Origin of the sequence: Streptococcus sp. 2106 (assembly GCF_013277315.1) — a bacterium.
In the GTDB taxonomy this organism is placed as follows: Bacteria; Bacillota; Bacilli; order Lactobacillales; family Streptococcaceae; genus Streptococcus; species Streptococcus pseudopneumoniae.
In genome coordinates this window covers 16,518-41,843 of record NZ_VMMS01000003.1, presented here as the reverse complement: position 1 = coordinate 41,843, position 25,326 = coordinate 16,518, and the positions used below count along the sequence as shown (strand labels likewise).

The 25,326-nt window shown below is 41.5% G+C and carries 19 protein-coding genes and 1 pseudogene; 2 read left to right on the top strand and 18 right to left on the bottom strand.

Translation table 11 applies throughout. The features are described 5' to 3' along the window. Window positions 1-44 precede the first annotated feature (44 nt). The 8 genes from HT723_RS00250 to rpsL form a co-directional block, all read right to left on the bottom strand. On the bottom strand, window positions 45-275 hold the full coding sequence (locus HT723_RS00250) for a GlsB/YeaQ/YmgE family stress response membrane protein (RefSeq protein ID WP_000901572.1): 231 nt from the start codon (window positions 273-275) through the stop codon (window positions 45-47). A gap of 9 nt (window positions 276-284) precedes the next feature. Beyond that, window positions 285-1,526, bottom strand: a complete 1,242-nt coding sequence (locus HT723_RS00245; protein WP_172934409.1) for an aminopeptidase — start codon at window positions 1,524-1,526, stop codon at window positions 285-287. A 21-nt stretch (window positions 1,527-1,547) separates the two neighbouring features. Further along, a complete protein-coding gene (locus tag HT723_RS00240) occupies window positions 1,548-1,724 on the bottom strand; it encodes a hypothetical protein (protein WP_172934400.1) in 177 nt (58 codons plus the stop codon). Further along, window positions 1,714-2,391, bottom strand: a complete 678-nt coding sequence (locus HT723_RS00235) for a hypothetical protein (protein WP_138705684.1) — start codon at window positions 2,389-2,391, stop codon at window positions 1,714-1,716. The genes HT723_RS00240 and HT723_RS00235 overlap by 11 nt, the downstream gene beginning before the upstream one ends. Before the next feature lie 37 nt (window positions 2,392-2,428). Then, window positions 2,429-6,820 (bottom strand): PolC-type DNA polymerase III, encoded by a 4,392-nt coding sequence (locus HT723_RS00230; protein WP_172934408.1) that lies wholly within the window; start codon window positions 6,818-6,820, stop codon window positions 2,429-2,431. Window positions 6,821-6,923: 103 nt separating this feature from the next. Then, the gene (gene fusA, locus HT723_RS00225) at window positions 6,924-9,005 is read right to left on the bottom strand and encodes an elongation factor G (protein WP_000090345.1); all 2,082 of its coding nucleotides are present in this window, start codon (window positions 9,003-9,005) and stop codon (window positions 6,924-6,926) included. A gap of 278 nt (window positions 9,006-9,283) precedes the next feature. After that, on the bottom strand, window positions 9,284-9,754 hold the full coding sequence (gene rpsG / locus HT723_RS00220; protein ID WP_000087873.1) for a 30S ribosomal protein S7: 471 nt from the start codon (window positions 9,752-9,754) through the stop codon (window positions 9,284-9,286). A gap of 19 nt (window positions 9,755-9,773) precedes the next feature. After that, window positions 9,774-10,187: a 30S ribosomal protein S12 gene (rpsL, locus tag HT723_RS00215; protein ID WP_001142332.1), complete on the bottom strand. Its 414-nt coding sequence runs from the start codon at window positions 10,185-10,187 to the stop codon at window positions 9,774-9,776. Between the two features lie 264 nt (window positions 10,188-10,451). Between rpsL and HT723_RS00210 the strand changes: the two are divergent. Further along, a pseudogene (locus HT723_RS00210) lies at window positions 10,452-10,612 on the top strand (helix-turn-helix domain-containing protein); the annotation flags it as partial. 257 nt (window positions 10,613-10,869) lie between these two features. On the opposite strand, the gene HT723_RS00205 reads toward HT723_RS00210, so the two are convergent. After that, window positions 10,870-12,867 carry a thiol-activated cytolysin family protein gene (locus HT723_RS00205; RefSeq protein ID WP_166730957.1) on the bottom strand — a complete coding sequence of 666 codons (1,998 nt, stop codon included), beginning with the start codon at window positions 12,865-12,867 and terminating at the stop codon, window positions 10,870-10,872. Between the two features lie 506 nt (window positions 12,868-13,373). Here HT723_RS00205 and spuA point away from each other — a divergent pair. After that, window positions 13,374-17,210, top strand: a complete 3,837-nt coding sequence (gene spuA, locus HT723_RS00200; protein ID WP_172934407.1) for an LPXTG-anchored pullulanase SpuA — start codon at window positions 13,374-13,376, stop codon at window positions 17,208-17,210. Window positions 17,211-17,285: 75 nt separating this feature from the next. On the opposite strand, the gene HT723_RS00195 is transcribed toward spuA, so the two are convergent. The 9 genes from HT723_RS00195 to HT723_RS00155 form a co-directional block, all read right to left on the bottom strand. Then, entirely contained in the window at window positions 17,286-18,050 is a 765-nt protein-coding gene (locus HT723_RS00195; RefSeq protein WP_000942261.1) for an amino acid ABC transporter ATP-binding protein, read from the bottom strand. Window positions 18,051-18,059: 9 nt separating this feature from the next. Continuing rightward, on the bottom strand, window positions 18,060-18,782 hold the full coding sequence (locus tag HT723_RS00190) for an amino acid ABC transporter permease (RefSeq protein WP_172934406.1): 723 nt from the start codon (window positions 18,780-18,782) through the stop codon (window positions 18,060-18,062). Window positions 18,783-18,785: 3 nt separating this feature from the next. Next, on the bottom strand, window positions 18,786-19,478 hold the full coding sequence (locus HT723_RS00185) for an amino acid ABC transporter permease (RefSeq protein WP_023935606.1): 693 nt from the start codon (window positions 19,476-19,478) through the stop codon (window positions 18,786-18,788). Between the two features lie 121 nt (window positions 19,479-19,599). Continuing rightward, window positions 19,600-20,478, bottom strand: a complete 879-nt coding sequence (locus tag HT723_RS00180; protein ID WP_000039543.1) for a transporter substrate-binding domain-containing protein — start codon at window positions 20,476-20,478, stop codon at window positions 19,600-19,602. 11 nt (window positions 20,479-20,489) lie between these two features. Further along, entirely contained in the window at window positions 20,490-21,488 is a 999-nt protein-coding gene (locus HT723_RS00175) for a uroporphyrinogen decarboxylase family protein (RefSeq protein ID WP_172934405.1), read from the bottom strand. Between the two features lie 2 nt (window positions 21,489-21,490). Continuing rightward, window positions 21,491-21,694 (bottom strand): hypothetical protein, encoded by a 204-nt coding sequence (locus tag HT723_RS00170; RefSeq protein ID WP_000823549.1) that lies wholly within the window; start codon window positions 21,692-21,694, stop codon window positions 21,491-21,493. 9 nt (window positions 21,695-21,703) lie between these two features. Beyond that, a complete protein-coding gene (locus HT723_RS00165; RefSeq protein ID WP_000202170.1) occupies window positions 21,704-22,711 on the bottom strand; it encodes a uroporphyrinogen decarboxylase family protein in 1,008 nt (335 codons plus the stop codon). Between the two features lie 206 nt (window positions 22,712-22,917). After that, the gene (locus HT723_RS00160) at window positions 22,918-23,967 is read right to left on the bottom strand and encodes an LLM class flavin-dependent oxidoreductase (RefSeq protein WP_172934404.1); all 1,050 of its coding nucleotides are present in this window, start codon (window positions 23,965-23,967) and stop codon (window positions 22,918-22,920) included. 172 nt (window positions 23,968-24,139) lie between these two features. Then, window positions 24,140-25,276: a mannitol-1-phosphate 5-dehydrogenase gene (locus HT723_RS00155; RefSeq protein WP_138700356.1), complete on the bottom strand. Its 1,137-nt coding sequence runs from the start codon at window positions 25,274-25,276 to the stop codon at window positions 24,140-24,142. Window positions 25,277-25,326: the final 50 nt, after the last annotated feature.

The window sequence follows — 25,326 nt, the reverse complement described above, 5'->3', positions numbered from 1 at the left end:
CCTAGTTTGCTCTTTGATTGTCATTGAGTATCAGATTTAGGAAATTAACTTCCTCGTCTCCAAAAAATCGCTAAGACAATCATGGAACCTAGTACTGCCGGAATAATGGCAGTTCCTGCTATTATCGGTCCCCAAGTCCCAAAAAGCAAATGCCCTATAAAGGCACCAATCCAACCGAGAAACATTTTCCCAAAGCAACCCATTCGCTCTCCACGATTGGTTAGAGTACCTGCTAAAAATCCCACTAGGAGACCAACGAACATACTTCCTAACATATTATCTCCTTAATTTGCCCAATCTCCCTTACGGAAGAGTGGTACACGTGTCCCATCCTCACGGATACCATCGATATCCATTTGACTAGATCCAATCATAAAGTCTACGTGAACATCTGAACGGTTAAGCCCCGCAGCTTCAAGCTCCTCTTCGCTCATCTCCGCTCCACCAACTACGCTAGTAGCATAGGCTGCACCAATCGCCAAGTGGTTTGAGGCATTCTCATCGAAAAGGGTATTAAAGAAGGTAATGCCTGACTGAGAAATTGGGCTTGGATCTGGTACCAAGGCACATTCACCCAAGGCACGCGCACCCGCATTTTCGAAGACAAGGTCTTTCATGACCTGATCGCCTTTTTCTGCAGTGATATCCACAATTTGTCCATCCTTAAAGGTTACTTTAATTCCTTCGATAATATTTCCGTTATAACTAAGCGGTTTTGTAGACGTTACATAACCATCTGCACGACGGAAGTCAGGTGCTGTAAAGACTTCCTCTGTCGGCATATTTGGCAAGAATCCTTCGCCCTGCGCATTAACAGCACCAGCTGATTCCCAAACGTGGTTCTTTGGCAAACCAAGTGTTAAATCTGTTCCTGGCGCTGTGTAGTGAAGGGCTGAAAATTGTTCTTTATTAAGCATATCTGCCTTGCTCTTGAGGATAGCTGCATGTTCCTCCCAAGCCTTAACAGGATCTGCTTCATAGACACGACAAGTTTTGAAAATTTGGTCCCAAAGGAAATCAACTGCTTCTTCGTCGCTCGCAGCATTTGGGAAGACTTTCTTAGCCCACTCAAGTCCTGCTGCAGCTGCTACAGTCCAGCTAACCTTGTTAGATTGAGTTGCGATACGCATAGGCTTCATGGCAAGTCCCATAGCTTTAGCAGAAGCTGAAAGCTTGTCAGCATCCACTCCGTTCAAGGCACCTGGATCAGATGAACGAACTCCAAGACGGCTAGCCTTGTTCTCCAAGAGATAGTTCATTTCAGCAATCTTGTATTCTGGCACATTGTCCAAACGCTCCGTCGGCGCATGGAGAAATTTCTCACGGTTAATGACATCATCTGTCCACTGAACGATAACCTCATGCGCACCCAAAGCATAGGCTTCTTTCACAATCAAATGCGCCAACTCGCGTTGCTCCACATCGATTGAGAGAGCCAAAGTGTGCCCAGGCTGCACGTTAATTCCGTTCGCAACCAACAATTTCGCATATTTTTCTAGATTTTCTTTGAAATTTGGTAAAACCATATTGTTTTCTCTTTTCTATTTTTATTTTTCTTTCAAAGCAGAGAATAATCCTGCTAAATCAATAGCACTTGACAAGAGTGCTGTTGATAGAAGAATTGTCTGATCAGCAAGCTCTAATTGATATTCAAAGACCTTCTCAGCCGGCTTATCTTCCGCAAAAATTCTTAGTTTTATGAAATGTCCTTTCTTATTCTTCATGCTCTCCTAGGTAGAGGCGTCGTGCCTCTGGACTATTTGTGAGGATATCTATATAGGTTTCATAGTCATCAGGCAGAGGCTTTCCTAAAGAGATATCTTGTTCTGGATTTATATTTTTCCCATAAAGAAAGCAAAGATAGAGACGTTCGTTGAGTGTTGGAAATACTTCAATAGACATAAGTTCAGCCTGACCTACCCGATCCCAATCCTGTTCTTTGATATCTGATATGATATAGGATTGGAAGAGTCCCATAAGTGGATTATCTTCTGGTAGTCCACTGTCTTTATCCGCCAGAACCAAAGAACAACGTCTACCAAAACCAGCAAGTTGGCGCTCCCTTCCCTTTACCGAAACAGTAATAGGATGCCCTCCAATATGGCTATAAATCCATTCTTTAGGCAGTTCATAATTTAACAGGGGGGTAACTTCTTTGACAATCGCTACAGGACTATAGCGTAGAAACTGGCGAGTAACAGCCTTACAAAAGAGGATATCCTCCTCTTTCAAGGTCACTCCCTTCCAATTATTTTCCTCGTTAAAATGGTTGAAAAATACCAGATAGGGATCACGCACCATTTGTGCTAATACGTAAACGCCATTTCGCAAACTTATGGAAATAACTTTCCCTGGTTTCCAGGGTGTTGCTCTTTTTTTCTTTTCCATCATGATACAACCTCAAACCTACACAAGACATTTCAAACTATTAAAACAAATCATCAAACAAGCTCAACTGGTTATCCTCTGGCATATTGCCGAGAATGCCCATTTCATCCATCTTTTCAACCAAGGTTGATGAGAGGCCACCGCGTTTGCGGAGTTCTGTTTTAGAGAGGAATTCTCCCTCTTCACGCGCTCGCACCAACTGCTTAGCAACGTTCTCTCCCAGACCATCCATTGCTACAAATGGTGGGATAAGGGTATCCCCGTCGATGAGGAACTCTGTCGCCTGACTACGGTAGAGATCTAATTTGCCAAACTTGAAACCTCGTTCCCACATCTCATTGACAATCTCAAGAGTTGTATAGAGATCGATTTCCACATTAGAGGCTTCGTTGTTCTTCCGTTTTTCAGAGATTTCTTCCATTCTGCGCTTGATAGCATCCAAGCCTGCACCCATAGTCTTGATATCAAAAGCCTTAGCGCGGATTGAGAAGTAAGCACAGTAGTAATAAATGGGATGATGAACCTTGAAGTAAGCTACACGCAAGGCCATCATAACGTAGGCTGCCGCATGGGCTTTAGGGAACATGTACTTAATTTTCCCACAGGACTCGATATACCACTCTGGTACCTTATTGGCCTTCATGGCTTCGATGTAGCCATTTCGCTCCTCTTCGGAAATCTTCAGCCACAAGCCCTTGCGTACCCGTTCCATGATAGTAAAGGCCATCTTAGGTTCGAGACCAGCATGCATGAGGTAAACCATGATGTCGTCCCGACAACCGATAACAGTCGATAGGTCTGCTATTCCTTGCTTAATCAGATCTTGAGCATTGCCCAGCCAAACGTCGGTACCGTGGGATAGACCTGAGAGCTGTAGCAACTCCGCAAAAGTCGTCGGATGCGTCTCATCGACCATCCCTCGGACAAAGTTGGTTCCAAATTCTGGAATCCCCAACATACCCGTAGGCGTTCCAATTTGTTCAGGTGTTACCCCTAGCACATCAGTCCCAGAAAAGAGAGCCATCACACCTTCGTCATCCATAGGAATTTTATTAGGGTCAATACCAGACAAATCCTGAAGTTTTCGAATCATGGTCGGATCATCATGTCCCAGTACATCGAGTTTGAGGACGTTCTCGTCGATATCATGGAAGTTAAAGTGAGTCGTTTGCCATTCAGCCGTCACATCATCCGCTGGATACTGGACAGGCGTAAAGTCGTAAACATCCATGTAGTTCGGAATAACAACGATTCCCCCCGGGTGTTGGCCTGTTGTCCGCTTGACACCAGCAGCTCCCTGGGCTAAACGTTCCACCTCTGCATCACGATAAAACTTGCCATAATCTCTCTCATAGCCCTTGACAAATCCATAAGCGGTCTTGGCAGCTACTGTACCAACTGTTCCTGCACGGAAGGCATATTCTTCACCAAAGATATCACGCACATCCAAGTGGGCGCTAGGCTGATCTTCTCCCGAGAAGTTCAAGTCAATATCGGGAACCTTGTCCCCATCAAAACCTAGGAAGGTCTCAAACGGAATATCCTGCCCATTTTTGCTGAGTTTATGACCACAGTTTGGACAGTTCTTATTGGGCATATCAAAACCTGAACCGTAAGAACCGTCTGTGATAAACTCGCTATACTGACACTGACCACAGACATAGTGTGGAGAGAGAGGATTAACCTCTGTAATCCCAATCATAGTCGCAACGAAACTAGATCCGACAGATCCACGAGAACCCACCAAATAGCCCCGTTCATTGGAGCGTTGCACCAACATCTGGGAAGCTAGATAGATAACAGCAAATCCATTCCCCAGTATGGATGTTAATTCTTTTTCAATTCGCAAATCAACGATATCAGGCAACGGATTTCCATAAATCTCAAAAGCTTTCTTGTAGGTTAGCTCAGCGACCGTTTCTTCCGCCTTGTCAATGAAAGGCGTGTACAAGTCCCCCTTAACAACCTCAACAGGCTCAAAGGTTTCTGCCAAGGCATTGGTGTTTTCAATAACCAGTTTACGAGCCAGTTCCTCTCCCAAGAAGGCAAATTCATCCAACATCTCATTAGTCGTTCGAAAATGAGCCTTGGGAAGAGGAGCGGGTTGGGCATGTTCACCATGACCGATAGTTCGGTTAATCATCGCACCCTGTCCCAAACTACGGACGATAATTTCACGGTAAATCTCTTCTTCTGGTTCGATATAGTGGACATTCCCCGTAGCCAGAACAGGCTTGCCAAGGCGGTCTCCAACCTCTATCAAACTCTTGATAATGGTCTGGAGTTCCTCCATATCCTTGACCTGCTCCTTGGCAATCAAGGGAGCATAGATAGCAGGTGGCATAACCTCGATAAAGTCATAATACTTAGCCACCTCAACCGCCGCATCCACACCTTGAGAAACGACCGCATCAAAAACTTCGCCTTCTGCACAGGCTGATCCTAAAATCAAGCCCTCTCGATGGGCATCTAAAACCGTTCTCGGAATTCGTGGCACCCCTTCAAAGTACTTAGTGTTAGACAAAGAAACCAGCTTAAAGATATTCTTCAGCCCCACTTGATTCTTGACATAGATGGTCGCATGCTTGATTCGAGCTTTTTTATAAGAATCTGGACTAATCAAATCAATGTTAAGTCTAGCTAAATCGGTCACACCATATTTTTCTGCTACCTCTTTGATAAAGATAAAGAGCAGACGACCTGTCGCTTCCGCATCGTAGTTAGCCATATGGTGATGTTCTAGGGCCACACCAAAACGCTTGGTCAAAGGCCCCAAACCATGGCGTTTATACTCAGGATAGAGATTTCTAGCAAACTCCAGCGTATCAATAACTGGTTGGCTAATCCTTGGAAGACCATGACGCTCATAGTTGGCATTCATAAAGCCAACGTCAAAGGTAGCATTATGGGCAACTAAAACTGTATCCTTGCAGAATTCTTGGAATTCTTGCAGAACTTGTTCTAGTGGTTTGGCATTTTTGACATGATCATCTGTAATTCCAGTCAACTCAGTAGTAAAGGCTGACAAGGGATGCCCGGGATTGATAAATTCATCAAATTCGGCAATGATATTCCCCTTGTACATCTTAGAGGCTGCAACCTGAATCAAATCATTATAGATAGCTGAAAGTCCTGTCGTTTCCACGTCAAAAACCACGTAGGTCGCTTCTGACAAGTCCAGCTCCACTTCGTTATAGACGATAGGGACGCGGTCCTCCACGATATTGGCTTCCATTCCATAGATTAGCTGAATTCCCGCTTTCTTAGCCGCCTTATAGCCATGTGGGAAGGACTGGACATTTCCATGATCCGTGATGGCAACCGCCTTGTGTCCCCACTTAGCAGCTGTCGCAACAATCTCTTCGACCTCTGGCAAAGCATCCATGGTCGACATATTAGTATGAGCATGAAACTCAACCCGACGCTCACCTTCTGGCATCAAATCCTTCCGCTCATAGTGAACAACTTCCTGCACATCCTGCACGTTCATAGTCAAATCGCGTGTGAAGTTATTCATCTCCACATTCCCACGAACTCGGAGCCAAGAATTCTTCTTAATTAAATCAAACTTCTGAGCCTCTTCCTCGTTCTTAACCCACTTTTGCATAGAAAAACTTGAAGTGTAGTCCGTCATTTTAAAGTTGATCAAAACACGCCCTGTTCTGGTCACTTTTTGCTCTACATCAAACACAACCCCTTCAAAGACCAGACGATTTTCCTCCGTCGTCACTTCAATCATAGGAGTAATCTCCGCCTTGTCTAACTTCGGTTTAGCTGCAGCTTTTTTTGCTTGAAAATCAAAGGCTGGTTTCTCTTCCGCTGGAGGAGGTGCCATCTGTTCCAGTTGTTCCATAGCACGGAGCGCTTCCTCATTGGCCGCTTGAACAATCTGCTCATTTTCAGCATGAAAGGCCTCTTCCTGCTCTTGGGTCAGCACATCATTTTTCTCTACTTGACAATTAAAAGTTGGAAAGCCAAATTGTTCAAGTTGTTTCGCTAAATTAGGAAGATGATTCTTCTTAAAATGTTCCTTATCAATCGCCTCTGAACCCTCAATAAAGAGTTGATTGCCCTCAGCACGAACTTGCAAATTCTGATAAAGAGATTTAAAACCTTGACTAGCACATGGCCCTTCAGAAAAAGCTTCTCTATAATAGGCCTGCAAGAGCTGATTTGAAAATTCTTGAGACAGAGCCTTGATCTCAAAAACAGCTTTATTGCCTGTCTTAGAAAATTCTTCGCTTAAACCTTTCTTTAATTCTAAAAAGATTTCAATCGGTAAAATATTAGAAAATACGAAATGAAACTCCCATACCTTACTAATTTTATGAACCACAACTCGCTCAATATCAGCCTGTAATAAAGCAGGATCCTGTCTCATTTCAGCAGACATCCCCAGTTGATTCATCAAAATTTCAAAACTGTTTGACATTCATTTTCCTCACATTATTCTCCTACTATTTTACCATATTTAGAGGTATTTTCTAAAGACAAAAGGAAGCCACTAAGTGACTTCCTTCTAGAGTGAGGACAGATTAGTCTTCACCTTTGTTTTTCTTAATAATTTCTTCTTGTACTGACTTAGGTACATCTTCGTAGTGGTCAAATACCATCATGAATGTACCACGTCCTTGAGATGCAGAACGAAGAACTGTTGCGTAACCGAACATTTCAGCAAGTGGAACGTAAGCACGAACGATTTGGCTGTTACCATGTGCTTCCATACCATCTACACGTCCACGACGAGCAGTTACGTGACCCATAACATCACCGAGGTTTTCTTCTGGAACAGTGATAGTTACAAGCATCATTGGCTCAAGGATAGCTGGTTGTGCTGATTTAGCAGCTTCTTTAAGGGCAAGTGAAGCCGCGATCTTGAAGGCAGTTTCAGATGAGTCGACATCGTGGTATGAACCATCGTAAAGTTTAGCTTTAACGTCAACCATTGGGTAACCTGCAAGAACACCGTTAGCCATAGATTCTACCAAACCTTTTTCAACCGCTGGGATAAATTCACGAGGAACCACACCACCGACGATTGCGTTTTCGAATTCGAATCCTTTACCTTCTTCGTTTGGAGTAAATTCAATCCATACATCACCAAATTGACCTTTACCACCAGACTGACGTTTGAAGAATCCACGTGCTTGAGTAGAAGCGCGGAATGTTTCACGGTAAGATACTTGAGGAGCACCTACGTTCGCTTCAACTTTGAACTCACGACGCATACGGTCAACAAGGACGTCAAGGTGAAGTTCACCCATACCTGAGATAACTGTTTCACCAGTTTCAACGTTTGTTTCAACGCGGAATGTTGGATCTTCTTCAGCCAATTTTTGAAGGGCGATACCCATCTTGTCTTGGTCAGCTTTAGATTTTGGCTCAACCATCAATTGGATAACTGGTTCTGGAACGTTGATTGACTCAAGGATGATTTTAGCTTTTTCATCTGTCAATGAGTCACCAGTTGTAGTATCTTTCAAACCAACGGCAGCAGCGATATCACCTGAGTAAACAGTGTCGATTTCTTGACGGCTGTTAGCGTGCATTTGAAGGATACGTCCGATACGTTCACGTTTACCTTTAGAAGTATTCAATACGTATGAACCTGATTGAAGAACACCTGAGTAAACACGGAAGAATGTCAAACGACCTACGAATGGGTCAGTCATGATCTTGAAGGCAAGAGCTGCAAATGGCTCTTCGTCAGATGCTGGACGAGTTTCTTCAGCGTCTGTATCTGGGTTAATACCTTTGATTGCTGGGATGTCAAGTGGGCTTGGAAGGTAGTCGATAACCGCATCAAGCATCAATTGAACACCTTTGTTTTTGAAGGCTGAACCACACAATACTGGGAAGAATTCAACGTTGATAGTCGCTTTACGGATACCAGCTTTCAATTCTTCGTTGGTGATTTCTTCACCTTCGAGGTATTTCATCATCAATTCTTCGTCAGTTTCAGCAACTGCTTCAATCAATTTTTCACGGTATTCTTGAGCTTGGTCAAGGTATTCAGCTGGGATGTCTTCTTCAAGGATATCCGTACCAAGGTCGTTAGTATAGATTTCAGCTTTCATCTTGATCAAGTCAATGATACCACGGAAGTCATCTTCAGAACCGATTGGCAATTGGATTGGGTGTGCGTTTGCTTGAAGACGATCGTGAAGTGTGCTTACAGAGTAAAGGAAGTCAGCACCGATTTTGTCCATTTTGTTGGCAAATACGATACGTGGAACTCCATACTCAGTTGCTTGACGCCAAACTGTTTCAGTTTGAGGCTCAACACCTGATTGTGAGTCAAGAACGGTAACCGCACCATCCAATACACGAAGAGAACGTTGTACTTCGATTGTGAAGTCCACGTGTCCTGGTGTGTCGATGATGTTTACGCGGTGGTTGTTCCATTGAGCTGTTGTCGCAGCAGATGTGATAGTGATACCACGCTCTTGCTCTTGCTCCATCCAGTCCATTTGTGACGCACCTTCGTGAGTTTCACCGATTTTGTGGATTTTACCAGTGTAGTAAAGAATACGCTCAGTAGTTGTTGTTTTACCAGCATCGACGTGAGCCATGATACCGATATTACGAGTTTTTTCAAGTGAAAATTCGCGTGCCATGAGGTTTGTTTCTCCTATTTATTTTTGATTTCTATTCTATTATAACACGATTTTAATAAAAACGGATAGGCAGGACCTACCCGTTCTCAATGTTTTCATGCTATTGTTGGTTTCAACTTACGAGCTGGTAAGTTGAGTTATAGCTAATACTAATCGATTTAGCTAATTTGAACCCGGGCTAAAAGCTCGGAAAATAGATAAGCTCTCCTAGAATCTTCGATTCTTCGTCAAGCTTCCTAATTTTCAGTCGCTTTTTTAACGCCCTTAGTATCTTAATCTTACCAACGGAAGTGTGCGAATGCACGGTTAGCTTCAGCCATACGGTGAGTGTCTTCACGTTTCTTAACAGCTGCACCAGTGTTGTTAGCAGCATCCAAGATTTCTTTTGCAAGACGGTCTTGCATTGTGTGTTCACCACGAAGACGAGCGATTGTTACCAACCAACGAAGTCCAAGTGTTGTACGACGTTCTGGACGAACTTCAACTGGGACTTGGTAGTTAGAACCACCAACACGACGTGCACGTACTTCAAGTACAGGCATGATGTTTTCCATAGCTGTTTCAAATACTTCAAGTGCATCGTTGCCAGTAGCTTCTTTGATTTGCTCAAAGGCACCGTAAACGATTGAAGCAGCTGTACCACGTTTACCATCAAGCATAACGCGGTTGATAAGACGAGTAACTAATTGTGAATTGTAAAGCGGATCTGGCAATACGTCACGTTTTGGAGCTCTATTTTTACGACTCATTTCTCTTTATCCCCTTTCCTTATGCTTTTGGACGTTTAGTACCGTATTTAGAACGGCCTTGTTTACGATCGTTAACACCTGCAGTATCAAGTGCACCACGGACGATATGGTAACGTACCCCTGGAAGGTCTTTTACACGTCCACCACGAAGAAGAACCACGCTGTGCTCTTGCAAGTTGTGTCCGATACCTGGGATGTAGGCAGTAACTTCGATAAGATTGCTCAAACGTACACGAGCGAATTTACGAAGGGCTGAGTTAGGTTTTTTAGGTGTCATTGTTCCAACACGAGTTGCAACACCACGTTTTTGTGGTGAAGAAACGTTTGTTTGAACTTTTTTATGACTGTTGTAACCAACGTTCAAAGCTGGTGATTTAGATTTTTCTACTTTTGATTTACGCGGTTTGCGAACCAATTGGTTAATTGTAGGCATCTACATTCTCCTGTGTTTTTTTATTTTTGGTGATGATACACTTGGTGACAGCTATCATCTGTGTGTACTTTTGCAACATTTGTCAGCACGTCCCTGTACACTCTTGAGAGACCAAAAGTAAAAAGTACCGTCTATTATTGTAACAAAATTTCCCCTTGCTTGTCAAGATATTTTTCTTTTTTATTGTTAATCGTAAGTTCTCAAAGTAACTTCCACTTGCCTGACCGAAGTGGAAATTAGTCTAAAACGGATTTTTATGGTGGAATTAAGTATGAGACTTTCCGTTCCATCGTTGAGAATATGGGAAAAGGCCCGTCAACGATTTCAAAGGAAATTAAGCACAATCGCATCATGCATCCAACATCCGTCAAATCTGATTGCACGGATTGCCCACTTCTCAAAAAGCTCCTTATGTCTGTAACAACGCGTTTTTCTCATACTAAAGGCTAGGTTGTGGAAAACTGGAAGTTAGTTTTATATTGAATTGAAATAAGACATGAACAAATCTATTAGGAAAGTCAACTTAATTTCTAGAAATGTTTTAATAGCAACAACGTACTATTCTAGTTTCAATCTGCTATAGAAGTTACCCTTTTCATTCTCTCAAAAGTCAATCATAAAAGAGGAGAAATCGAAGTTCCTCCTCTTCACTATTTACTATCGAATCAAGTAAATCAAATCGTTACTCATTCACAATTTTTTCATCAACTTTAGGGTTTAGAGTTGTTCCCCAATGTGTAATTGTACGCTGTTGTACTAGTGGTAAGTCTGTGCGGTTGTAAACTGTACGCCATGGTTCCCATACAAGACCCGTCTTTTCTTGAACCTTGATGCGAAGATTACGGACATTTCCTTTAAATTGAATCTCTGTTTGGAAGCCTGAAGTTCTGTTTTTTCCGTTATCTTCCCATTGACGTGAACGGATTTCTGGATTTCCTTGTTCATCATATGTAATTTCATCCCAATAGATGTAGTAACGCGCAACATAAGCACCCTTATGATGAAGTTTCAAGAAGCCATTTTTGTAAGAAGTAACTTTCGTTTCGATATAGTCTGTACTATTTTGTAAAGTTGCTTGGGCATTATCTTTTAGGAAGGCAGTCTTATATGAGATTGGCACAGCTGGACTTTGAGCGCTAAAGTTAGCTCCTTCTCTGATGAGTTCCTTCAAGTTTTCGACTGTTCCTGTGACAACTTTGGCGGCACCGCTAGCATTACCTCCTACAATTACCGCTGTTACAGAAGTATTCTTCAATAGACGGCTCCATTCAGAATTTGGAGCAATTGTTGCGCCTTTGATAACCGCATTGATAGCTGCTTTTAATTCAGTAGACTTACTTGTTGACTCAAACTTAACATAGATTTGACGTCCGTAAGAAACGTTTGATACATATACAGGTGGAGTTTGTGAATCAACGCCTCTTTGTTTTAAATCTTCAGGTGTTACACTCTTGTCAAATACAGCTGCTGGATTGGTCGGTGCATCAAATGTCGCTGTATAGTAGATTTGTTTAAAGTTTACAACTTCAATTTGCTTTTCACCCTTTTGCACAGCCTCAAAGTCAATCTTGAGCGGTGCGCCTGCTTTTTCAAAGTCTGCACCAAATTTTGCTTTCAATTGGTTCATGCTATAGGCTGTAGTTGATTCATACTGAACACGGGCAGGAACGGAATGGCTAGATGAGTAATTCTTTGTCCATCTTTCAACCAAGGTATTCATCGCAGACTGCATACCACTAGTTGTAGGATCTGCTTCAATTCGGCTGTCAGACTGAATCATACCAGGTAAATCGACGCTGACTGTCCCCTTTGCACGGGCAAGACTAATCAATTCTGGCTGATTTTCTAGCAGATTTTGGTTGGCTTTATACAAGCCACCTAGGAAGACATTTTGATTTCCATTGATGGAAACATCTGCTGTGCCTGTAGAGAGGGTTTTCTTGATTTTTTCTACAACGACAAACTCTCCATTTTGTTCCTTAGCACTTGTGTTGTAGCGATTTTCTAAGGTTTCTCCCTTGCGAGTTAAAATATCCAAAGGATTATAAGTTAAACCAAAAAGGTAGTCTTTCAATGCTGATGTTTGATTTACTACTGGTGCGGTTCTGTCCTGTCCAACTTGAGTTGTTGCTGAACGGAATACTTCCACTTCTGCCAAGCTCAATGGGGTATTTTTAGTTTTCAACTCCACTTTTACATAACGAGCGTCTTTGGCGGTGAAGAAAACTTCAAGTTCTGCCTTCCCATTCAAACTATCAAAGTGTTGACGAGCAACTTCTTGTTTTGCTTCATTTAACAAAACAACATCAAAATTGGAAAGACGATTAGCTACATTCCCATCTCCACGATTGTAAAGTTTAACTTTTCCAACATTCTCTGTTTTTCCAAGATCAACTTGCCACCAAGCATTGTCTTCAAAGTTTGTATGCGTTACAGAATGGTGCCCATAGTCACTATCAACATTACCATCCACTGCTCGTGTAGCAGCTCCTCCATAAGCAGTAGAACTTTGACTAGCTTGTTTTCCACGAGCGATGTTTTCTGTCTCAACTGGACGATTCCCTTGCTCTGTAGCCAAAGCTACTCCCTGAGCGTTCAATAAAAAGGCCGCAACAACAGCACTGCACACACCGAGTCCACACTTTTTGACAAAGCGATGCAAACGTTTTTCTTGATTCATTCCTTATTCCTCCGTTTTTAAATGAATACGTTTTCCTATTTGTCTATAGTTTATCAAATTTCAAGTAAAAGTCAAGCACAAACCAGCAAAAAAGTCAAGAAAATAAGAAGAAAACGTTTGCTGAATTTTTCTGATATTTTCTTTCGATTTCCAGTAAATACTATAGTTTGGAAACTAGATAACACTTGAAAAACACTAACTTTTTTCTTTTCCTATTTATAGTTTCACTAGATGAGCTTTTTAAAAGAAATATTAGAGATCAATTTCTGAATAAAAATAGCTGGGAACACATCATCTTCCTAATAATACGTCTTGTCTTATGTGACATTTTTATACTCTTCGAAANNTTTTCATTGAGTATTATCTCCATCATTTATACTGATATACAAAATAGTACGGAAAACTTCTCAAAAGTAAGAATTTCTTTTACAAACAAAGGAAAACGCTTGCATATTGTTTTACTACATGCTATACTGGTATAGAAATTTATTGATTGGAGAATCATCATGAGAAAAACACCAGCTCAAACTGAGAAAAAAATGGTCTACAGCATCCGTTCCCTCAAAAATGGAACTGGTTCTGTCCTTATCGGCGCAAGCTTTGTCCTACTTGCTATGGCTACGCCAACTATCTCAGCCGACGAAAGTACAACAACCACTAACGAACCCAGCAACGGAAATACAACCATCCTTGCCCAACCTCTTACTGATACAGCAGCTGGCTCTGGTAAGAAGGAAAGTGATATTTCTTCACCCGAAAATGCAAACGCTTCCCTAGAGAAGACAGAAGAAAAACCTGCAACAGAGGCAACCACTCCTGCTGCAACTCCAGCCGATTCAGCACCACAAACTGGACAAGATCGTTCAAATGAGCCAACTACTTCTACTAGTCCAGTAGCAACTGAAACTAAGGCAGAAGAACCCATCGAAGACAACTACTTCCGTATCCATGTCAAAAAACTTCCTGAAGAAAACAAGGATGCTCAAGGACTATGGACTTGGGACGATGTTGAAAAACCATCTGAAAACTGGCCTAACGGAGCCTTGTCCTTCAAGGATGCCAAAAAAGATGACTACGGCTATTACCTAGATGTCAAATTAAAGGGAGAAGAAGCCAAGAAAATTAGCTTCCTCATCAACAATACAGCTGGAAAAAATCTAACCGGCGATAAATCTGTAGAAAAACTAGTTCCAAAAATGAACGAGGCTTGGTTAGACCAAGATTACAAGGTTTTCTCTTACGAGCCACAACCTGCAGGGACTGTTCGTGTCAACTACTACCGTACAGATGGCAACTATGACAAGAAATCTCTCTGGTACTGGGGAGATGTGAAAAATCCAAGTAGCGCTCAATGGCCTGACGGAACAGACTTTACAGCTACAGGCAAATATGGCCGCTATATCGACATTCCTCTTAAGGACGCCGCCAAAGAATTCGGCTTTTTACTATTAGATGAGAGCAAACAAGGAGACGACGTGAAAATCCGTAAAGAAGATTATAAGTTCACAGATTTGAAAAATCATAGCCAAATTTTCCTAAAAGATGATGACGAAACGATTTACACAAATCCATACTATGTCCATGATATCCGCATGACAGGGGCTCAGCACGTAGGAACTTCTAGCATTGAAAGTAGTTTTTCAACACTAGTCGGTGCCAAAAAAGAAGATATCCTCAAACACTCCAACATCACTAATCACTTAGGAAACAAGGTAACTATTACCGATGTTGCAATCGATGAGGCTGGTAAGAAAGTGACCTACAGCGGAGATTTCTCTGACACAAAACATCCTTATACCGTTAGCTACAACTCTGACAAATTCACTACCAAAACAAGCTGGCGTCTTAAAGATGAGACTTACAGCTATGATGGAAAACTTGGAGCTGACTTAAAAGAAGAAGGAAAACAAGTTGATTTGACCCTTTGGTCACCAAGTGCTGATAAGGTTTCTGTTGTTGTCTACGACAAGAATGACCCTGAAAAAGTGGTTGGAACTGTCGCTCTTGAAAAAGGGGAAAGAGGAACTTGGAAACAAACTCTAGATAGCACAAACAAACTCGGAATCACAGATTTCACTGGATACTACTATCAATACCAAATCGAGCGTCAGGGGAAAACTGTTCTTGCACTCGATCCTTACGCTAAATCTCTCGCTGCTTGGAACAGCGATCTTGCAAAAACAGACGATGCCCATAAAGTGGCTAAAGCTGCCTTTGTAGATCCAGCCAAACTAGGACCTCAAGACTTAACTTATGGTAAGATTCACAACTTCAAGACTCGTGAAGATGCCGTTATCTACGAAGCTCATGTGCGTGACTTCACTTCAGATCCTGCCATTGCAAAAGACTTGACCAAACCATTTGGTACCTTTGAAGCCTTTATTGAAAAACTAGACTACCTCAAAGACTTAGGTGTGACCCACATCCAGCTCCTTCCAGTCTTGTCTTACTACTTTGTCAATGAATTGAAAAATCATGAACGCTTGTCTGACTATGCTTCAAGCAACAGCAACTACAACTGGGGATATGACCCTCAAAACTACTTCTCATTGACTGGTATGTACTCAAGCGATCCTAAGAATCCAGAAAAACGAATCGCAGAATTTAAAAACCTCATCAACGAAATCCACAAACGTGGCATGGGAGCTATCCTAGACGTAGTTTATAACCATACAGCCAAAGTCGATCTCTTTGAAGATTTAGAACCAAACTACTACCACTTTATGGATGCTGATGGGACACCTCGAACTAGCTTTGGTGGTGGACGCTTGGGGACAACCCACCATATGAGCAAACGGATCCTAGTTGACTCTATCAAATATCTAGTTGATACCTACAAAGTGGATGGCTTCCGTTTCGATATGATGGGAGACCATGACGCCGCTTCTATCGAAGAAGCTTACAAGGCTGCACGCGCCCTCAATCCAAACCTAATCATGCTTGGTGAAGGTTGGAGAACCTATGCTGGTGATGAAAATATGCCTACTAAAGCTGCTGACCAAGATTGGATGAAACATACCGATACTGTCGCTGTCTTTTCAGATGACATCCGTAACAACCTCAAATCTGGTTATCCAAACGAAGGTCAACCTGCCTTTATCACAGGTGGCAAGCGTGATGTCAACACTGTCTTCAAAAATCTCATTGCTCAACCAACCAACTTTGAAGCAGACAGTCCTGGAGATGTCATCCAATACATCGCAGCCCATGATAACTTGACCCTCTTTGACATCATTGCCCAGTCTATCAAAAAAGACCCAAGCAAGGCTGAGAACTATGCTGAAATCCACCGTCGTTTACGACTTGGAAATCTCATGGTCTTGACAGCTCAAGGAACTCCATTTATCCACTCCGGTCAGGAATATGGACGTACTAAACAATTCCGTGACCCAGCCTACAAGACTCCAGTAGCAGAGGACAAACAACCAAACAAATCTCACTTGTTGCGTGATAAGGATGGCAATCCGTTTGACTATCCTTACTTCATCCATGACTCTTACGATTCTAGCGATGCAGTCAACAAGTTTGACTGGACTAAGGCTACAGATGGAAAAGCATATCCTGAAAATGTCAAGAGCCGTGACTACATGAAAGGTTTGATTGCCCTTCGTCAATCTACAGATGCCTTCCGACTTAAGAGTCTCCAAGATATCAAAGACCGTGTACACCTCATAACTGTTCCAGGCCAAAATGGTGTAGAAAAAGAGGATGTAGTGATTGGCTACCAAATCACTGCTCCAAACGGTGATATCTACGCAGTCTTTGTCAATGCGGACGAAAAAGCTCGCGAATTTAATTTGGGAACTGCCTTTGCCCATCTAAGAAATGCTGAAGTTTTGGCAGATGAGAACCAAGCAGGACCAGTCGGAATTGCCAACCCGAAAGGACTTGAATGGACTGAAAAAGGCTTGAAATTGAATGCCCTTACAGCTACTGTTCTTCGAGTCTCTCAAAATGGAACTAGCCATGAGTCAACTGCAGAAGAGAAACCAGACTCAACCCCTTCCAAGCCTGAACATCAAGACCCAGCTCCACAAGCTAAACCTGATTCTACTAAACCATCTGCAACAGTAGCTGATTCAGAAAATAAACCTAGCCAAGCTACAACTGATTCACAAGCTGAACAACCAGCACAAGAAGCACAAGCATCATCTGTAAAAGAAGCGGTTCGAAACGAATCGGTAGAAAGCTCTAGCAAGGAAAATATACCTGCAACCCCAGATAAACAAGCTGAACTTCCAAATACAGGAATCAAAAACGAAAACAAACTCCTATTTGCAGGAATCAGCCTCCTTACGCTCCTTGGTCTCGGTTTCTTACTAAAAAATAAAAAAGAGAACTAAACTAGCCCTCCTATAGAACTATCCCCCAAGCCTTAACGCTCGGGGGATTGATTTTTGCCCTGATAAGTCTATCTATCAAATCATATATTCTACACTATAGGTCGCATCCGAGAGTATTCGTGCCAAAAATTGCTTGGTTCGTTCTTCTTTTGGACGACTAAAGAAATCATGGGCATTATTTTCTTCAACAATTTTCCCACCGTCCATAAAAATAACATGATTGGCTACATCTCTAGCAAAACCCATCTCATGAGTCACTACTACCATAGTAACTCCTTCTTTAGCTAACTGTTTTAAAACATCTAAAACATCCCCTACCAACTCTGGATCCAAGGCCGATGTTGGCTCATCTAATAAAATGACCTCTGGTTTCACAGCAATGGCACGCGCAATACCGATTCGTTGTTGCTGGCCTCCAGAAAGCTGAGAGGGATAGTAAGCTTTATAAGCTAGTAAACCAACTTTTTCTAAGGCAGCTTCCGCACGTTTTGTTGCTTCTTCCTTAGGAATTTTCCGAGCAATAATCAAGCCCTCCAAAATATTTTCCAAGGCCGTTTTATTAGCAAATAAATTATAATGTTGAAAAACGAAAGCAGTCTTCTTGCGAATTTCTAAAATATCTTTTTTAGTCAATTTTCCAAGGTCGTATTCTTTATCAGCAAGCTTCAAAGAGCCACTATCGGCTTTTTCTAAATGATTGAGACATCTGAGAAAAGTCGTTTTACCTGATCCAGATGGCCCCAATATTACAACCACATCCCCTTGGTTGACCTTGAGATTAACATCTCCCAGGACTTGTCTGTCTCCAAATTTTTTTGCAACATGTTCTACTTGTAACATTGTCTCCTCCTATGCTAAACCTGTACTGGGCACTACTTGTCCCTTTTTTCTTTGAATATAGCGTTTCTCTAAGATTGAAAAGCCCCATTGAATCAATCCGCAAATAAGAATGTACTGTAAAAAGATCACAAAATAGGATTCAAAATACTGATAACCATAAGACGCTTCAACACGGGCAATGGCTGTAATATCCTTAATGGTCATCACAAAGACCAAAGAGGTTCCTTTTACAATATTTATGACTAGATTAGCCAGATTGGGCAAGGCTGATTGCAAGGTCTGTGGAAAAACAATCCTCACATAAGCCTGACTAGTGGTTAAACCAATCGCTTGTGCAGCTTCTAATTGTCCCTTATCCACAGTCAAAATAGCCGAACGTAAGATTTCTGATAAACTACCTGTTGTCATCAAACTATAGATAATAAAAGCATAATAGATCGGATTGAGTTTAAAGATATCAACATCACTCCCTATGCTTTTGAGAAATTGATTGAGCAAACTCGGAAACAAACTATAAAAGAAAAGAATCAGCAAAATCGGAGGTGTTGCTCTTATAAAAGCTAGATACACGAGAGAGAAAGTTCGAACACCTTTGACTTTATATATTTGTCCCAGAGCTAAAAACAAGGCTGGTCCAAAACTTAAGACCATGGCTACAATCATAATGATTAAGGTGGTTGGCACCCCTTTTAAGGTCTCTAAAAAAGTTTTCGCAATATAGTCTAAATCCATATCCTATCTCCCTTTCGTTTCCAAAGATTTTTCTAACAAGCGACTCAAGAAGGAAACAGCCAAGGCTACACCCCAATAAAGAATGGCAACCGCTGTATAGGTTTCAAGAGAGTAATTCCCCAAATTGCGACTGATTAAGAGATTCCCAGCTCCCATGACATCCACAAAACCAATCGTATAGGCTAGGGAAGCGTCCCGCATCAAATTTAGAATAGCGGTCGTCATATTTGGAAGAGCCACTTGAAAAGCCTGAGGAAAAATGATTCTCCAAAATGTCTGACTAGGGGTCAGACCAATACTGACTCCAGCTTCCATCTGACCTTTGGGAATTGCCTGATAGGACGCCTTAAATACTTCTGCAATGATAGCCGCAAATAGCAAGACCATGGTGAATAAGACGAAGACCGTCTTAGACCAGTTGTTGATATCTAAATTCAGCCACCATTTTAAAAATTCAGGTAAACCATAAAAGACAAGGAATAGTAAAACAATAGGGGGAGTACAGCGAAGAGTGAAAATATAGCCCTTAGAAAGACCTGCAAAAGTCTTGTCTTCTCCCACTTGAGCCCAAGCCAGTAAGCCACCGAAAAGGGAACCGAGGACTGTAGTAAAAAAGAGAATGGACAAGGTCATAGGAAGAGCCTGCCATAAGGTTGGTAAAAATTGGAACACTCTTGAAAAATCATATGAAACCATGTAAACCTCTTTCTAATACTCAATGAAANNACTGACAAAGTCAGTAACCATACCTACGGCAAGGCGACGTTGACGTGGTTTGAAGAGATTTTCGAAGAGCATAACATGCCTGATTGCTCATCTAATCTTTATCAACGTAGCTAAAGACATCTTCTTTAAAGTATTTTTGAGAAAGTTTAGCTAGAGTACTGTCTTCTTTTAATTCTTTAATCGCTTTTTCATACTCTTTAGCAAACTTCTCACCCTTTTCATCACGGTGAATCAAGGGATAGGTTGGAATTCCTTTATAAGGGAACCAGCTAAGTTTGTCCGCATATTGGTGGTAAGAACCATCATCTGTTGTCACCGCTTTTTCAAAAGACAACTTGATGTCAAAGAAAGCATCATAACGTCCTTCTAAAACCCAAGCATAAGCATCTGCCACCTTGAAAGATTCAGCAGCTGTCAACTCAATTGGTGTATCCTTGTGCTTGTCATTATAGCTATTAATCACATTCCACTGGGCATTTTGAGGAGAGATGGGTACTAATTTTCCTTTATTTTTGGCGAAATCATCAATATTCTTATATTTAGCTTCATCTCCTTTTCTGACAGTAAAACCAATAATGCTGGCTCCTACTGGCTCAGATGGAATAATGAATTTCTTAGCCCGTTCATCTGTATACCAAGCACCTTTAGTTCCAATATCGTACTTGCCAGACTCAAGTCCAATCAAGAGATCATCATCACTAGTTCCAGTATACTCAAATTTATAATCTGCTAATTTCTCATCAACCGCCTTTAAAACAGCGACTTCATAACCATCTGATTCCCCTTTTTCGTCAATAAAATCATAAGGGACATAGTTTTGAGTATGGGCAACTTTTAAAGTTGTTACTTGTCCAGACGAAGCTGCATCTGCACCTTTAGCAGATGCTCCCGACAAAGTCCTACCAATAATCGTTGCTCCAAGCACTGCCACAACCGCAACTCCACCAACAATCCATGTTTTCTTACTCATATTCTTCTCCTTTATTTAGCTACTGCTTCTCTCACCCACTGGATACGCTCCACTGCAATATCGTTTGGAATGGTACAATCTGCTCCAAGTATGAGGCCATCTTTCCCTGTTTCTTCTACCAATCGTTTGGTTTCAGCCTGAATTTCTTCCTTACTGCCTCGATAGAGAAGGCCATCTTTACCGTTTTCAAATCCTCCCAGAACAGCACGACCCTTGAAAATCTCACGACCTTCTTTTAGGCTAATCCCTTCTGGACCAACTGCCCAGTTAAAAACATGAGCTGGATAGTCGGCAAAGATATGAATATCGTTTCGGGCTCCTTCATAGCCACAGATATGAAGGATATTTACCCCACCAACCGACTTAGCCGCATTTAAAACAGTCAGTTCACTCGGCGCAATAATCTCCTGATAGGCTTCAGCAGAAACACGCGCATCCTGAATACTTTGCACACTGAGATAAATACCATCTACTCCTGCATCTTTAATAATAGCTTGACTCAAGCTAGCGATATCTTGCGCAATCACATCAAGTACTTTTTTCAATTTCTGAGAATCTTGAACTAAGAAGTCTGCAATGAGATCATCTCCACCAGACACTTCTCCAAGTAACCATTTGAGGTAGGTCACAGGCGCAAAAATATTGTAAATAGCAACAATATCTTCCGTAAACTCCTGCTTAATCTTCTTCACTAATTCTACCTGCTCTCTAATCCACAGATGATCTTCACCCAGAGGTTGAATCTCCGACAGCTCTTGGAGTGACTTCCCTTTGGCAATAACTGGATTTGGATAAACAAAATAGCCATCACTCATCAACTTGATAAAGTCTGGATGTAGGTCACGGATAAAACGTTTGTGACCTTGTATGTTCTTTTCAATAATCACAGGATTGGAAAATCCCTTTAACCATTCCTCTTCTGATGTAAAGTGGTGCCAAAAACCTACAGGTACACGGCCAACCACTTCTCCTCTAAATGCTTTTAAAACCCAGTCTCTTTTTTCTGACATCTCTATTTTCCATTTCTTTCTTTTTCAACTAATAAAACACTGGCAATATCATTGGTTTGAATAAAGGGAAGACTTCTCTTCTGAAAATCCTGAATCCCATGACATCTTGGGCCTTCCTTACAAGCAAGTCCCTTTGTAAGACTGATCGCAAGTAAGATGACAAAGCCGAGGGCCGTCCCTACCAATAGCCACTTTTTTCTTTTCATAAGGCTCTCCTATTCTAACATAGCAGCCTGACGAATCCAGTCCAATCTTTCTAATTCAAAGTCATCTGGAACCGTGCAATCCGCTCCAAGAAGGACTCCTCTAGTCCCAGCTTCAGCCAACAATCGTTTGGTTTCCTCTTGTAGTGCAGCCTTTCTACCTCCATAAAGCAGGCTCTGCTTCCCATTTTCAAAACCACCCAAGACCGCTTTGCCATGAAATAGCTCCTGACCTTGAGGTAAACTGACTGCTTCATGGTGGGTTGCCCAATTGAAAACCTGGGCTGGATAATCTTTGAAAATAGTCACATTGTTACTGGCACCTTGGAAACCGCAGATATGCAGGATATTTACCCCACCTACCTGATTGGCAGCTTCTAAAACCTTTATGTTACTTGGCTCAATATAGGTCTGATACAATTCTGCTGTGATGCGCTCATCCTGAATTTCTTGTGTACTGAGATAGATTCCATCTGCTCCACCATCCTGAATGATTTTTTTAGTTAGGATAGCGATATCCTCAGCTATCACGTCTAAAACATCCCTGAATAGCTCTGGATTTTCAAGAAAAAGATCTGAAACCTCCTTATCACCTCTAGAAGTCTCTGTACGAAACCACCTTTTCAAATAGGAGATCGGAGAAAAAATATTGTAAAATGATGCAATGTCCTCAGTGAAGGTTGCTCGAATAGCCTCTACCACTTCTACTTGTTGCTGAATCCAAGGATGGTTTTCACCAATCGACTCAATAGAAGCTAACTCCTGAAGACTTGTAACCTTAGGACTGTAGACATTACTTGGATAAATGAAAAATCCGTCACTCATCATTTTGACAAAATCAGGATGGATTCTTTCAACGTACTTCCGATGTCCCTCTACACTTTTTTGAAAGATACGTGGATTATTTAAACCTTGTCCTTTTTCCTCCAGTATTACAAAATGAAACCAAAAGCCAACAGGAACCCGTTCCACCTCTTCTCCTCGAATAGCTCTAAAAACTAGCTCTCTTTTACTTGTCATACTTCTCTCCTTCCATTTGGATTGAAACCATCTTACCACTCCTTTTGACCTTTTCCCAATATATATTGACTATCGACTTGATTGGGATTGTTTATATCAATAGAGAAAAAAATCTCTGAAAANNTTTTCAGAGATTTTTTTCTGTTTATTGCTTTTTTAAAATAGTTGTTATATAGATTTTTTATCAGCCTGATTAGTATTTTTTATTAAGCCTCTTTCATGGCAAAGTAAGCCCGGACTTTGGGTGCTACTTGTGTTCCGAATAGTTCAATAGCTCTCAGAACCTGATCATGAGGCATAGAACCAAGAGGTAGATGGAGCATAAAGCGGTCCAAACCTAGATCTTCAATCATGCGAATCAATTTTTCGGCTACCTGATCTGGATTGCCCACAAACATAGCACCATTTGGCCCAACTTGCTCCAAATATTGCTCATAACGCAATTCCTGCCAGTGCGGACGGTCTTTAGAGATAGCATCCACTACTTGCTTGGTAGGATGGAAATAATCTTTCACAGCCTGCTCGCCATCTTCAGCAATCCAACCCCAAGAATGGACCCCAACCTTTAGTTCATGACTGGCATGGTCTGCTTCGCTCCCAATCTCACGATAAGCCTGAATCAACTTTTTAAAATAACGAGGGTTACCACCAATAATGGCATAGACAATCGGTATGCCTGCCTGAGCAATCTTTACTGTTGATTCGACATGACCACCTGTCGCTATCCACAAGGGTAATTTGTCCTGAACTGGACGAGGATAAACTTCTTTACCAGCAATCGTTTGGGTCAATCGACCTTTCCAGTCTAGCTTTGTCTTTTCATTGACTAACTGGAGCAAGTCTAATTTCTCATCAAAAAGGGCTTCGTAGTCTTTCAAATCATAGCCAAACAGAGGAAATGATTCCGTGAAAGAACCCCTTCCAGCCATAATCTCCGCACGTCCATTTGACAAAGCATCGATAGTGGCATATTGTTGGAATAAGCGAATCGGATCCATACTCGAGAGAATGCTGACTGCACTGGTCAAACGGATTTTCTTGGTATTGACTGCCCCAGCTGCCAGGACAATCTCTGGGGCTGATACTGCAAAATCCTCTCGATGGTGCTCACCAATCCCATACACATCCAAACCAACCTTGTCAGCCAGTTCAACCTCTGCTAGCAACTGGCGAATGCGTTCGTCATGACTGTAAGTTTGCCCAATCCCTTCAAGCTCCGTTGTTTCCCCAAATGTTGAAATTCCCAATTCTACCATTGTGATTCTCCCTATCTACTCTGTCCTTCAATTTGAAAAATTATTCTAATACTCAATGAAAANNCAAAGCACTGCTTTGAGGTGGTAGATAGAACTGATGAAGTCAGCTCAAAATACTGTTTTGAGGTTGCAGATGGATGCTAACCTGATTTGAAGAGATTTTCGAAAAATATTAAATATACTCTACAATTTGCTCAATCAATTCTGGGTCGTCTAAACCTGTAACTTGTATAACAACATCTTTGACTGATTGTTTAGCCAACAATTCACCTAATCGAATACTTTCTTCATCATTTACATCGCGATAGTCAAAGGCATAGCCAACTGTTTTAAGTAGGTTTTCATATGACAAACCAAGTTCTTTCAATTCACGTATCGGCCGGATGAATCGTTCATTATAGCCTAATTTTCGGATTGGAGTACGAGCTACGCGACTAACCTCGTCCACTATGAAAGGATTTTCAAACCGTTCTATAATGACTTTGTGATAATTCTCCAATTCTTTTTTATCAAAGTTCCATTTGGCAATCAAGAGACTCCGAATTTCAGTTAATACAGATTCAATCCGAGATTTGATATTAGGATTTTGAAGAGCTTCCAAAATTGTCTTGGCACCATAATGCGCACCAATGTAAGCTGAAGTTGCATGTCCAGAATTGACTGAAAAAAGTTTTCGCTCAATAAAGGGTTCTAAATCTTCTTCATAATGCACATCTTTTAGACGTAAATCTGGATTTTTAAGACGCTTGGTTTCCACGACCCATTCATTAAAGGGCTCGACCACAACAAAAAGGGAATCCTCGTGACTTTGTGCTGGAACAATCCTGTCTACTGCAGCATTTGGAAAACCTATGTAGTTATCAGCAAATGTCAAACCTTCCGGACTTAAATATTTCTTGACTTCTTGATAAAGAAATTGAGACCCGCCAATCATATTTTCACAGGCCATAACATCCAATGCCTGTGTATTTCCTGCAACTCGGCGAGCTTCGATTCCTTTGGCTAGAAGTTCAGCGATAAAAGGGAGTATATTAGGTCCGATTGCAGTAGTAATAATATCCGTCTTTTGAATCGCTTCAATGACTTGCTCAGGGTCTTCTTTGCTATTAATGCCAGCCACATTAGTTACTTCTATACGAGACTGTCCTTTCTGTGCAATTTCAATTTCATACTTGCCCTTTTCATTTAGAGCATGAATTATCTGATTATTGACATCCACAAAATCAATATGGAAACCATTTTTAAATAGAATTTCACCTATAAAACCACGACCGATATTACCGGCACCAAAATGAACAGAATGTTTCATTCAATTTCTCCTTTTCCTATTTGAGGGACATATATACTAGATGACAAATG